The organism is Sporomusa aerivorans (assembly GCF_041428895.1).
In the GTDB taxonomy this organism is placed as follows: domain Bacteria; phylum Bacillota; class Negativicutes; order Sporomusales; family Sporomusaceae; genus Sporomusa; species Sporomusa aerivorans.
Genome location: NZ_CP156926.1, coordinates 5,052,260 through 5,065,085 on the forward strand (window position 1 = coordinate 5,052,260; position 12,826 = coordinate 5,065,085).

Here is a 12,826-nt window from a genome sequence, read left to right on the forward strand (position 1 = left end):
CAATCACCAAATGTTATCCCGGGACCATGCGGGATTATACCGATAGAGTTTCCCGTGACGATATTGCCCTTCTTTGCGTTTTTGATTTGTCTCGATGACCATGTTTTTAATTGTGCGGGTACGAAAATTGGAATCATTCAGCTTTTTACCGAGAATAACTTCGTACGCCTTTTGTATTTCGCCCAGAGTAAACAGTTCCGGCATCAGGTTGAAGGCAATATTCGTATATTCTGTTTTGTTACGCAGTCTCTCCAGCGCATAGTACAGAATTTGCGCATGATCGAAAGCAATCGGCGATTCCCGGAATGCCAATTCGGTCTTCACTATCGAGCCGTCAATCATTCTTTTTACAATCACCTGACTGGTAAAAGCATGAGCGGTGTTGGCTAAATGCAGTTCATAAAGATATTCCATATCAAACCCGCTTATCCGGGGCTTTTCTGTCTTGCTGATCAGTTTGGCTTCAATTGTGAACCATTGGGCATCCTCGGCGTCATCCCCGGCTTGAATATTGAGCTTTTCACTGTCCACCAGCGCCATATACGACACACTTACCGCCCGGTTCTGCGGGTCTGCCTGAGCCCGTGGATCGCGGTCATGCTTGCCCCAGGTATACAATTGCTCGATATAGACATTGTCAATATTGGTTTCTTCTTTGAGTTCGCGGTAGGCCGCCGTATGGACATCTTCGTTGTTTTCCACCGCTCCGCCGGGCAAGGCCCACTTGCCTTTTTCGGCTGACGATTTTCGTTTTATTAACAACACCTGTAATTTGAGTTCCGGGGTTTTACGGGGATTGTCAATACTCTCGTCCCGTACTGTAAACAGTACTATATCGGTAGCAACTTTCATATTATGGCGAGCGTTAAACTCCTCTTTTGTCAATTGTTCCATTTATACTTATCACACTCCTTAAGCATACGGGGTTATCGGCGTTCTTGCCTTATGGCTGCCTTTTACATACAGCTCATAAATACGGTTGAAGGTTTTATCGTCTACCTCCTTCCCGGTCAGGAAGTCTTCAATCGCCTGATAGGTGATGCCCAGTTCCTCTTCATCCGGTCTGGCCGGGATATCATCAAGCAAATCAGGCGTAGGGCTTTTAGCGCAAATTTTCTCCGGATGACCCGGGAATGTTCTCAGCATTGCTCTTCCCTGAAATTTAGTTATACCAAACAGGGGTAAAATATCGGCCGCTCCGTCGCCGAATTTGGTAAAGAAACGGGTTACGTTTTCTGAGGCGTGGTCTGTGCCGATAACCGCCATATTGCGTTGACCGGCGACGGCATACTGCACCGCCATGCGGACCCTTGCTTTAACATTCCCTTTATGGTAATCGGTTAACGCTTTGCCTGCTGCCATTTCATAAGTAGAACAGAGGGCGTCAACCGTGGGTTTGATATCAAAATGGATAACTTCATCCGGTTTGATAAAATTTAGGGCAAGCTCCACATCATCGGCGTCTACCTGGGTGCCATAGGGTAATCTCATGGCAATAAATGCGCCCCCGGCTTTTTGGACTGCTCCTTGCGCTAATTTACCCGCAAGGGTGGAGTCCTGACCGCCTGAAATACCTAAGACAAAGCCTTTTAAGCCGCTGGTGTTAAGAAAGCTGCAGAGGAAATCGATTCTCCTGCCAACTTCCTCCGCCGGCTCAATTTCCGGTTTTACCTGTAACTCCGTAATAATTTGCTTTTGGATTTTTTTATTTATCATTTGTTCTCCTCCCCTGGCCTTAATCTTATATTGTATATACCTGGTTTTCCCGTATGTATTGATAAACGGCTTCCGGCAGCAGGTATCTGGGGTCACCGCCGAATTCAAATTCTTCCCGGATATAACTGGAGCTTATTTCATTGACAATTCCCTTCCCCATCAGAATAAATTGTTGTTCATACCGCCGCAAAAGCACACTCCCGGCTATTACTCTGTACATATTGATGTCATTTCGTTCCATTACTATGAAACGATTATTTTTAATTAATTCCTCGCTGTATTTCCAGTCAGGAATTTCTTTTAATAAATCGGCGCCCATGATAAAAAACACTTCGGCAGAGGGGTACAGTTTTTTAAAATATTCCATGGTGTAGTAAGTATAATATGTTCCTACATTTGCCTTCATTTCATAATCGCTGTATTCGAATTTTTCATTGCCGGCAATCGCTAATTTTAACATTTCGAGACGGTGAAAATCCTGAGTGGTTATGCTTTTATCCATTCGTTTACTGGAGGAAGGCAGGAAAATAACCTTAGCCAGTTTTTGCCTGTCAGCTACCGTATTTGCTGTCCAAAGATGACCGTTAGTGATTGGATTGAACGACGAACCATAGATGCCAACTTTCATGTTCCATCCTCCTTATGTTTGTAATGAAAATTTCGCTTTACTCTTTAAGTATTTCTTTTATTCTTTGATATATTCATATTGAATATATCATCCATTGTTCCTATCATACCGAACAGAAGAATGGATGTCAAGCGTTTTTTACGCGAATTGAGATTCTCAAAGTTAATACGCAACCGGCGGGAAATGCGCCGGCCGATTCGCTAAAATCCCACATCAAGTTACCCTCTTTTTTTACAGTCGGAGGTTCTCTATGCCCTCCTGCAAGTTCCCGTGAAGGGAATTTTACAGGAGAAATTAAAAAGGACCGCGTGTGCAGGATTAATCTCCCCTACACATGCGATCACATTCGTGCGTTGCTACAGTATCAAGATACAACAGGAAAACACGATAGCAGAACCCGTCAGTGTTTCCGCCAGACTGCAATTTTTAAAGATTTAAAGTTAAACAGGCTTTCCATTTATATCTAGTATGTTACAATAAATATATTGATTTAACATCACGCGTGGCTACAGAAGGAGATTTCTAATATGCTCATTAATTACGAAAACATCTTCAAATATTATTTTAAAAGTCATTTCCCAAAGATACATTCTTGGCGGGAGAACTTAAAACGGAGAAAATATGAAAAAAGAATTACTCAGGCAGTGACTGACTATCACAATATTTATAAAGATACGGGCTATTACCCGCTATTCCATACAATTGAGATCGAAACCCTCAACCGCTGTAACAGCACTTGCTCTTTCTGTCCGGTAAACAAGAACGCCGATACCCGGGAGTTCAGGCTAATGGACCAGGATCTGTTTATTTCCATTTTACAGCAGCTCAAAGACTTAAATTACTCCGGCTCTGTAGGGCTATATTCTAATAATGAACCTTTTCTGGATGAGCGGATAGTCGACCTGGCCCGAATTGCCAAAGAACAGCTTCCCAATAATCATCTGTATTTGTATACCAACGGAACGTTACTTACACTGGAAAAATTCCTGGGTATTATGAAACATCTGGATAGAATGTATATTGATAATTACAATGACCGTTTAAGATTAATTACTCCTGTAAAAGCCATCCACAACTATTGCCGTAATAACAAACTATATCTTGATAAAGTAAGAATACGTCTAAGAAAGCTCAATGACGTTCTCAGTACCCGGGGCGGCCAGGCGCCTAACCGAAAGCAGGAAAATATTGCAACTTTGAATTATGGTTGCTTCTTACCTTTCCGCCAAATGGTTGTCCGTCCTGACGGTAAAGTCAGCTTGTGCTGCAATGATGCTTTAGGAACTATGACTTTAGGTGATTTAACAACCGAGACAGTCGGCGATGTTTGGCATGGGGAGAAGTACCGAGCTATTCGTGAAAAGATTGCCAGAGGCAGGTATGATATTGATTTGTGCCGTGGTTGTGATTCGATGCTGTAGGAGGGACTGCAGACACTTTTGTATAATTTAAATGTTCCCATGGCGAGAAATAGTGACTCTGAGATACAATAATTCTTCGTTGTCACTTGGACGTAAGCATCGGGGCGGTTCTTATACTACCGTTTGGCAGGTAGCAAGAGAACCGTCCCTTTTGCTTTTTTATCTAAATAACCAATATGATCGTCTGCTCCATCTGATCAGACAGAGAGATGGGAAATCCGAACCAGCACTTGTAGATAGCCAAGACTGGCTTCTCTTCGAAGTCTGCTAGGGATGAAACGCCTATTATTTACATTTACATTCCCATTTCCGCCTCCGGCGCATTTTGTTTCAGCACCCCAGCCGCGACAAGCTGCTTGACAATGTTCTGCTGCACCGCCAGCGACTGGACGAACCCTTCCAACGGCATGATGATTCGCTGATTGACTTCAATTACAGGCTGACCATTGTCACTTTTAAGGTGCGGCTGCACTGTCAGCAGGTCAATGCGTACAAGATTGCCGGTAACATGGACGGCACTAACGCCGTCGGCGAAAATTTCCTTATTCATAGCAGTAATCCTACTCCTTTTCCTTTTTTATTGTCATTCTTCTTATCCGTAAGCTTTGTCGGCATATCCGTTTAGCTCGCCTCTAAAACTTGTCAACGTTCAAAAGATACGCCGATCGCTATGTCAATTTCCATCGGCGGCTTTTCAAACGGTGCACTGGCTCGCGCCGATTGCAACGCACTGGCATCCAGGGCACTATAGCCGCTGCTCTTTTTTATTCGCAGTGAATCCTCCCTTATATTGCCGCTGGGAGTAATGGTAAACGCGATGACCGAAACGGCTTCCACATCATTTTCCCTGACTTCTTTGGGAAACACGAGATTTCCCTGAATTTGCCTGGTTACCTTGGCCACATAGCTTCTAAGAAGATCAGCCATCGAATACGTTTGTATCCTTTGCTGCTTTCGCTCCATTCTGTCCCCCTCATTGGCGGGAGCTAATACGGGAACCGCCTCTTCCTCTTTCCCCACCTTCACCGGACTCTCTGTCGTTACCGTCCGATATTGATCATCATTTTTGACGACCGGCTTGTTCTCAGCCTGCGCAGCCTGCGGCGTTGGCCGGGGAACTTCGTTGCCCGCACGCATTTCCTGCATTTGCCGGGTGGAAACCATGCCGAAAAGCTCAATATTCAGCTTTTCACTTCTATCCGGTTCGGGTATGTGCCAGAGAGAAAAAAGAAAAGGCAAGGCAAGGCTTGCATGTAAAAGCAAAGAAATTGCAAGCCCGTGATAAAAGTTGATTTTTCCTAGCATCAAACCTTACTGCCTCCTTTCCTGGTCACGTTCCAGTCTTGGTCTGCACCGCGACTTTTTTGAAGTTCATTTGCTTTAAGATGTCGGCCACGTCAATGAAATGCTGCAGTGTGATATCCCTGTCCGCCCGGATGATAAGACTGGTGTCCCGCCCCAGTGGCTGGAGTTCGGCCTTAAGATTGTCCAGCGTAACTGCTTTACCTTTAAAGTAAAGATCGCCGGCTTTACCAAGTTCGATCACCGAGGCCTTGTCGGCTTCTATAACGGTTTGGGTAGCCTGCGGCAGATTGACCGGAATGGTCCCGTTGGCAATAAAACTGGACGTAACCAAAACAATTGTGAGCAGCACCAGCATGATGTCCACGAAGGGAATCACATTCATAGTTTCAAACGGTTTTTCGTCCATTGGCAATCTCCCATTCCAGCATTAATACTTTTACTTTTCTCAGCAGGGCATTGTACAGCACAACCGCCACCAGCGCCACTACCAATCCCACGGCGGTCGCCTTGAGAGCCAGTGCCAGACCGGTCATAATCTTGCCGGTATCCATGGCTGCATCGGTGCCCATATTGTAAAAGGTCAGCATAATCCCCAGCACAGTGCCTAAAAGCCCCAGGTAGGGAGCATTGCTCCCCACCGAGGCGATGACAAACAGCTTTTCAGTCAGGGTGAGTTCTAACGATTTAATATCTTCAAAATCGGCAATACGGATACGCCGGTAAAAAGAGTAGCGTTCCACCGCGATCGCGACAACGAGTACACTCATTGCCACCAAAATGCCGATAATACCGTAGTCAATTGCATGTGGTAAAAAATTGGTAAGCATGTTAGTCCTCCTCAACGAGTAATAAGCTTTTATTTTGTTATATCCGTACCTGCTAAGTACCTCTACCAACCGGCGGAGCAGCCTGACCTCAGGCTTACTCCTCTTCTTCCAGTTGATAATCGACGCCGTTGACTTCCACTGACTGGATACGGGCCGAACCGGCATTCAGCGGAGTTTCAGATCTCAGTCCCGGCGCTTTCAACAGCTCGTCCGGCGTAAGCCCGGCAGTAAACTCCTGCAGGGGATCGGCGGCAGGAGCGCTCATTTGGCTGATATTCTGAGCGGCCTGCGCACTGATTTGCTGCCGCAAGGCATGCTGATCACCCGCCGCCACCTGCGCACCGGCACGGGTGGCCATTACCTAGCCAATGGTACCGTCGAGGTAATATTGAATGTCGCGGAACTGTAAATTGGTCAGGCCTTGATTGTTTGATAATATCGGCGATACGCCATCCTTGATTGTTCCAAAATCATCGCTTTGACCGGGTGGAGTCGACATTCCGATAAGAATTGGTCACTGAACCTCCATAAACATTCCCGACTATTCCGCCCACATTATTGACAGTTACAGAGCCGCTGGCCGTTGAGTCTCTAAATTATGCCAATATTTTGCCCGACTAATCCCCCGGCATCTGTACCATAAACGATCGTGCCCAAATGGTCTCTAGTCTGGCTGGTCACATTGCTATAGGCGGCTCCCCGGATAATCGTCCGTAATTTCTGCCAACCAAACCGCCGATATAGTCACCATCGGATACGTTTACGTCCGCCCAGGAATCGGATACTGTTGCACCTTCAGAAACTTGTCCGACTAAGCCGCCAAGAAAATACGAACTTGGATTTGCTTCAACATTTCCTACCTTAACTGTTTTGATTATCGTCTTCTTCCAATTGATACCCGATACCATTGACTTCCACCGACTGAATGCGGGCCGAGCCGGTATCCAGCAGAGTTTCAGGCCGCATTCCCGGCAGTTGCAACAGGTCCTTCGGAGTAAGCCCGGCCGTCAGATTCTGCAGCGGGTCGGTGGCGGGCGCGCTCATTTGACCGGCTGTCTGCACGGCCTGCGCGTTGATTTGCTGCAGTGAGGCCTGCTGATCGCCGGCCGCCACCTGTGCCGCGGCCCGGGTGGCCGTTACCTGGTCGATGGTGCCGTTGGCGTAATATTGGACATCACGCATTTGCAACTCCGTCAGGCCACCGCCTCCGTCCACCATACCTGCGGTTTGTCCCGGAGGAATATAGTCGCTTGTCTGATCCAAACTGCTATTAAGGCTTGCATTATAGTAACTGTCAGTAATGATGCCGCCACCAAAATTAATCCCGGCTATGCCACCGGTATAGCTGTTAGGAGCATTTACACCACCGGAGGAATAAGACCTATCAATTCTGCCTGCATTGGAGCCTACCAGACCGCCGCTGGCACTACCGCCTGCACCGCTGACATCACCGGTGGCATAAGAACCAATTATAGATCCTACAAAGGTGTTTGTTCCGACTAGGCCACCAACTCCAGCAAGATTGTTGCCAAAACCACTTACATTCCCGCTAGCATAACTGTTAGTAATTACTCCACTATTGGCACCCACTAAGCCGCCAACCGATCGGGCACCTGAGACTTTGCCGCCAGCGTAGCAATTAGTGATCGTAGTTAGGGAGCTAGCGGCACCTACTAAGCCGCCAAATCCTCCCGAATTTAGATAGCTTCCACCACTTACGTCCACCACTGCATAAGAATCGGTGATAGAGGCTTTATAAACAATGTTGCCAACAAGACCGCCGGCATAATTGCCATAATACCCGGAATACTTAACAGCGCCAGTAGCATAGCAATCGGATATTATCAGTGAATTAGTGCCCTTGTAGTATCCGGTATAATAGCCTACTAAACCGCCGATACCGTCATAGAGAGTACCGGAAGTGGATGATGGCATATTACCGATTACATCACCGGTTGTATGATAGCTGTTAGTAATAACGTAGTTTTTATCGTTAGTGTCCGTAATTGAGATATAACCTAAAAGGCCTCCAAGAGCAGTAAAGCCGGTTACTTTGCCGGTAGCAAAGCAGCTATCAATATAAATATTATTGGTTGCTCCTTTAGCGTATCCGATAAGCCCCCCTAGATAGGTTGCATATGAAAGATAGCTATTCGCTGTGCCATCCGCGTTTACAGCGCCGGTAACGTTGCCTGTAGCATATGAATTGTAAACACTTACATTGTCAGTTTGTGCAATCAAGCCGCCAGAATATCCGGCATCGCTGCTTACTGCTCCAGTTGCATGAGAATTATACACATTCGTGTAGGCGGCCTTTCCAATCAAGCCCCCCGAAGTTCTACCATACACCGTTGCATTAGAGTAGCAGTCCCTGACTATCAAAGGATTACTATCAGTTCCGATGTTGTAGCCAATCAGTCCTCCAACATTGCTTCCGGTTACACTCCCCGTACTATAGGCATTACTCACATTTCCCTGATTATAACCCACTAATGCCCCGGCGTAGCTGCCTCCGGCAGATATTTTCACATTCAGTAATCCTATGTCGCGAAGTAGGCTGCTGCTATTTGTCGTTCCTATCAGACCCAAGTAGCCCTTTGTAGAAGTAATGGTAAGATTGCTGATGGAATGTCCCAGTCCAGTTAATGTCCCGTTAAAGGTGGATATTGGGGCACTGGTATAGATTGTGTCGCTGATATCCAAATCCTGCGCCAAGGCATAGTAGCCGGTGAGTGTGCTTGCTGTCCCGCTACCAATGACCGAATTATAGCCGTCGAGCGCATCTAGTTGGCTCATACTATGAATCAGCGTATAGGCATTGCCATTGATATTCAGGCTGGCATTACTCCCGGCGAGAGTAATACTACCGTACACGCCGCCGCTGGTGTCAGTATTGGCTATCGGATTGCCCTTACTGTCCAGCACTGCGCCGCTATAGCTGGCCTTGGTGAGAATGTTATAATCGCCGTCGTAGGTCATATTCAGCGCCGCATTGACTCCGCTCAGGGTGACCGGCGCATTGATATTGATGTCGCCGCCGGTCGCGGTCAGAGTCAGCCCGGCATTGCCGCCTGTGGCCGTAACAGCTTTGTTGATGTTGATGTTATTGTCAGCTGTTAGCGTCAGCGTGGTATCCGCTGACCAGCTAACGGAATCATTGACATTAATATTGCCGTTGGTACCGCTTTTGCCTTCGCTGCTCTTGATTTCAACATTTGTCGTATTGAGCTTGGCGCTCAGTGCCGCCCCGGTCATATCACCGCCGGTGGAGGCGATAGTGAAGTTCGTCGGGTCAAGCAGCCAGTTGCCGGTCTTGCCGTTAGCTGCCAAGGTATTCACCACGGCGCTGTCGTCAATCTTTAATGTCTGTTTGCCGCTGGTCTCCACATTGCCGCCGTCGCCGCTCACACTGCCGCCGCGGGCCGTGATGATCCCGGCATAGTTTGTTGTATCATTAGCCCAGACCACTACCTGGCCGCCGTTGCCGGTAGTAATGGCGTCAGCGTTAATGGTTGCCCCATTTTCCACAGTGGTTGTGGTGGCGGTATATTCGCTGTCGCCGCCCTGATAGGCTCCGCCAATGAGAGCCGTGCCGCCGCCAGCATCGCCTGATACGTCAATTATTGAGCCGGAGGCTAGGGTAATGGTATCGCCCAGCATTTTGACTGTGCCGCCTGTCTGACCGCTGGCTTTGCCACTGGCGTCCAATACGCCGCTATTCGTCACCGTGCCGCCTTCCAGCCGGATGACGCCGCCCGCGTTCGTTACGCTTTGCGCCCGGATCACGCCGCTGTTGTTGACTACTGTCCCCAGCAGCGCGTCCGCTGTGCCGGCGCTCATAACCGCCAGGCCACCCGTGGCCGTGATGGCGCCGCTGTTCACCGCGCTGCCGCCGGCTGCGCCGGTGTCGACTGTGACGCTTAAAAGCTGGTCGCCGCTAAAGTCCAGGCTGACTTTGTTCCCCGCCGCCAGGCCGGTCACTTTCGCGGCAATTACGCCTTCGTTTGCTACTTTAGGACCAATGAGCACTGCCTCATTGGCAGCACTGATCGTGCCCTGGTTAATAACCGCACCGCCGCTGCCGCCTTTTTGCCAGGTGTAGCTGCCGCTTAAGAAGTCGCTGTCCGACAGGTTCAGGGTCGAAGCCACCAGCCCGCCCACGTTGACCTGCGCCCCTTTGGCAAACAGAATACCGTTGGGGTTGATGAGGTACACCTTGCCGTTGGCGTTCAAAGTACCGTATATAGCTGAGGCGTCATTGCCAATAACCCGGTTTAATGCAATGGAAGTCGCTCCCGGCTGGATGAAATTCACGGTCTCACCGTTGCCGATCGAGAAACTCTGCCAGTTGATGACGGCTTTATTGGTGGTTTGATTGACAGTCAGGGTGCTGCCGCTCGTGCTGATGGCAGCCGCGCCGCTCGTTACCGCAGCGCCGGTCGGGTTGGCCAACGCCATGCTGTAGCTGCTAAAGATAAGCAGGCCGGCTGCCACCGGTGACAGAAGTGTTTTCGTTACGCGCAGCCAGCGCCGTTTCCATGTTCTTTGCATACTTTAAACCTCCTTAAAAATATTTCACGCCTTGCAGCCAGAATCGTCCGTTATTGTCGGTATCCGTCGCTTCTTTGTGAAGCTTCCACGCGTAGTCCATACGGACGGCTAAATCGCGGTCCCTCGCCCACATGAGTCCCAGGCCTGTCGCCATCAGACTTCGCCGGTTATCGCCCGTGCTGTAGGGGCGCTTATTAATCATTACATTGCCATAATCATAGAAAGTATTTAAATAAAGATTACTTGTCTCGCCTGACAGACCAGGCAGCCGCCAGCGGAATTCGCCGGTAAATTTGTAGCCCTGGTCACCGGAGGCCTCTCCCTGCGGGTAAGCCCGGACGCCGTCAGCCCCGCCAAGAAACAGTTTCTCCGAGGAGTCCAGATTTTTATCCGCCAACTGGCCAGTGAAATTAACGTTGAAGTTGAGGTTGTTCGCTATGTATTGCTGCCGCTGGTAGGTAAGCACTGTTTTGCTGAAGTTCCCGTCTGTTTGGGCAGTGGCGTCATCAATTGCCAAGGCTATGTCATCCTTAAAGCTGAGATTACCCCGGTAGTGAGTCAAACCGAAAGCGTTCGCGCCGCCCCCCAGCCAGTTGTCGGCGAAATTTCCGGTCAGGCCGAGATTCCAGAGACTGCTACTGCGGGGCGAGTGGGTGCTGAAGGTGTCAAGGTCGTCCTGCAGATGTTTCTTGTCATAGCCCAGGGTTCCATAGAGACTAAAGGTACGGCTGCGGACAAGGGGGTAGCTCACAGAGTAGCTCATGATGGCGGCCCGGCCGGTCGCCCCCATATCGGCGAAGTCTTCACCCAGAGTATAGCCTACATGGGAGTATTTGACGTCCAGTTTGGCCCCGTTGTGGCCGAGAGGGGCGCTGTAGCCGAAATTGTAATCATTAATGCCGTCGAAGGTGGACAGTCCACCCAGAATAAAGGCGTCGCCGTTGCCGGCGAAATTGTTTACGCTGATCTGCGTACCGTAACGGGTCCGGCCGGTGTAACGGTTGCCCCAGTTATCGGCAAACAAGATCGCGCTTATTGGGGCTGTGTCGGCCGCGGCGATGACTAAGTCCGCAGTGCCGGCGGTTTCACCCGGTGTGAGGGTTGCTTTGAAGCTGACGCCGGACAAGTCGTTGATCAGTAAAAGCGCTCTTTCCAGTGGTCCTTTGGTGATCAGCAGGCCCGGTTTAGCACAAAACAGCATGTCTTTCAGATGTTCCTGGTTAAAACGGGCCGTACCGGTTACCTTAACCTGGCCGTATTTCCCGGGGACGACGCGCATCTCAAGGATGCCGTCCTTGATTTCCTGCGGCGGTATGTAGGCAAAAGCAACAAGATAGCCTTGCTGGCGAAGGTGCTGGGTAATGCGGTTGGCCAGTTTGTTGAGATCGCCCAGGGTGATTTCCTTACCGGCTTCACTGTCAATGAGGTTTGTCAATTCTTCGGCCGGCAGGGGTGACTCGCCGGTGATACGGAAAGCTTTGACCAGGAATTTCTGCTGACTGTCGGTATCGGACGGCAGTTGCTGGTCCTCAACAATGATTTCAGGCGGTTTGATGGCCGGCATCTGAACCGCCGGCGGTTTAACGCTCTCCAAGGCGCTGCCGCTGTCGGGAGGAGCAGCCAGGACGGGGATGCCCGCCGCCTGACAAACCAGCGTAAAAAAACAGATAACTTTTATGCTTTGGGGATATGCAAATTTTTTCACAGAATCATCCTTTCTTCATTCCGCATAGATACGCCTTGGATAATGAGTTCTGATACATACCTGCCTCAACAACCGGCGTTGCGGCTTGCTGGGCGGCGCAACTCAATTTCTTACACCTCCTTGTTTATTGTGTTAATGTGTCCTACTAATTCCTCCCCCCCATTGATCATCCATATTGCTGCCATATCCAAACAGATACGTTCAGTTATCAGTTGGCGGCCGGAGATTAGCATATGTTCAGGTAAAACAAAAAAGGCACGTTGACGACAACCTAAAGCCGGGACTTCGGTGTCACCAACGTACCTTTTAATCAATCAGCTACAATTATTTCTCAGTCATTCGAAACCCAATGCCTAACAGCGAGGATTGTTATATTTATCAACTCTTACATATTCACTCGCAAGAGTTATACCATCTACAACTAAGATAAACTAACAAAAACATTATATTTATATTTATAAATTATGTTATTTTTGTTTATTTTTGCTATGTTTCGCTATTTATAATATAAATCCTGCAAAGACTATGTCTCATTTTAAGACAAAGTTCCCAAAATCAGACAGCAATACTTCTTTTCTTATTTTTCTATGATCTGTTCTACTCCACTTCTGGCTTTTCTAGCGTCTATCCGTCTGAATCTGTAAAGCGAGTTTCTGCGATTATATTTCAGTCG

At 48.6% G+C, this 12,826-nt stretch carries 12 protein-coding genes and 1 pseudogene; 1 reads left to right on the plus strand and 12 read right to left on the minus strand.

Features of this window, described 5'->3' with window-relative positions; genetic code table 11:
* Positions 1-3: 3 nt before the first annotated feature.
* From SATMO3_RS24290 to nadD, 3 genes are read right to left on the minus strand one after another with little or no spacing between them, the layout of a single operon-like run.
* Entirely contained in the window at positions 4-894 is an 891-nt protein-coding gene (locus SATMO3_RS24290; protein ID WP_371372515.1) for an NUDIX domain-containing protein, read from the minus strand.
* Between the two features lie 18 nt (positions 895-912).
* Complete coding sequence (gene nadE / locus SATMO3_RS24295; protein WP_371372517.1) at positions 913-1,716, minus strand: ammonia-dependent NAD(+) synthetase; 804 nt, start codon at positions 1,714-1,716, stop codon at positions 913-915.
* A gap of 25 nt (positions 1,717-1,741) precedes the next feature.
* Positions 1,742-2,344, minus strand: coding sequence for a nicotinate (nicotinamide) nucleotide adenylyltransferase (gene nadD, locus SATMO3_RS24300; protein WP_371372519.1), 603 nt, complete (start codon positions 2,342-2,344; stop codon positions 1,742-1,744).
* A gap of 527 nt (positions 2,345-2,871) precedes the next feature.
* On the opposite strand from nadD, the gene SATMO3_RS24305 reads away from it, so the two are divergent.
* Positions 2,872-3,765 (plus strand): radical SAM/SPASM domain-containing protein, encoded by an 894-nt coding sequence (locus SATMO3_RS24305; RefSeq protein WP_371372521.1) that lies wholly within the window; start codon positions 2,872-2,874, stop codon positions 3,763-3,765.
* A gap of 295 nt (positions 3,766-4,060) precedes the next feature.
* Here the strand turns inward: SATMO3_RS24305 and SATMO3_RS24310 are convergent, their stop codons facing one another.
* The 9 genes and pseudogenes from SATMO3_RS24310 to SATMO3_RS24350 form a co-directional block, all read right to left on the minus strand.
* A complete protein-coding gene (locus SATMO3_RS24310; protein ID WP_371372523.1) occupies positions 4,061-4,315 on the minus strand; it encodes a hypothetical protein in 255 nt (84 codons plus the stop codon).
* A gap of 92 nt (positions 4,316-4,407) precedes the next feature.
* Entirely contained in the window at positions 4,408-5,070 is a 663-nt protein-coding gene (locus tag SATMO3_RS24315; protein ID WP_371381788.1) for an energy transducer TonB, read from the minus strand.
* 25 nt (positions 5,071-5,095) lie between these two features.
* Complete coding sequence (locus SATMO3_RS24320) at positions 5,096-5,476, minus strand: ExbD/TolR family protein (protein WP_371372525.1); 381 nt, start codon at positions 5,474-5,476, stop codon at positions 5,096-5,098.
* Positions 5,457-5,897, minus strand: coding sequence for a TonB-system energizer ExbB (exbB, locus tag SATMO3_RS24325; protein WP_371372528.1), 441 nt, complete (start codon positions 5,895-5,897; stop codon positions 5,457-5,459). Before exbB ends, SATMO3_RS24320 begins: the two co-directional genes overlap by 20 nt.
* A gap of 94 nt (positions 5,898-5,991) precedes the next feature.
* Complete coding sequence (locus SATMO3_RS24330; RefSeq protein WP_371372530.1) at positions 5,992-6,255, minus strand: hypothetical protein; 264 nt, start codon at positions 6,253-6,255, stop codon at positions 5,992-5,994.
* 112 nt (positions 6,256-6,367) lie between these two features.
* Positions 6,368-6,457, minus strand: a pseudogene (locus SATMO3_RS24335) (GLUG motif-containing protein); the annotation flags it as partial.
* Positions 6,458-6,574: 117 nt separating this feature from the next.
* Positions 6,575-6,805, minus strand: a complete 231-nt coding sequence (locus SATMO3_RS24340) for a hypothetical protein (RefSeq protein ID WP_371372532.1) — start codon at positions 6,803-6,805, stop codon at positions 6,575-6,577.
* Positions 6,759-10,448, minus strand: a complete 3,690-nt coding sequence (locus SATMO3_RS24345; RefSeq protein ID WP_371372534.1) for a beta strand repeat-containing protein — start codon at positions 10,446-10,448, stop codon at positions 6,759-6,761. Before SATMO3_RS24345 ends, SATMO3_RS24340 begins: the two co-directional genes overlap by 47 nt.
* 13 nt (positions 10,449-10,461) lie before the next feature.
* On the minus strand, positions 10,462-12,153 hold the full coding sequence (locus tag SATMO3_RS24350; protein WP_371372537.1) for a ShlB/FhaC/HecB family hemolysin secretion/activation protein: 1,692 nt from the start codon (positions 12,151-12,153) through the stop codon (positions 10,462-10,464).
* Between the last annotated feature and the right edge of the window lie 673 nt (positions 12,154-12,826).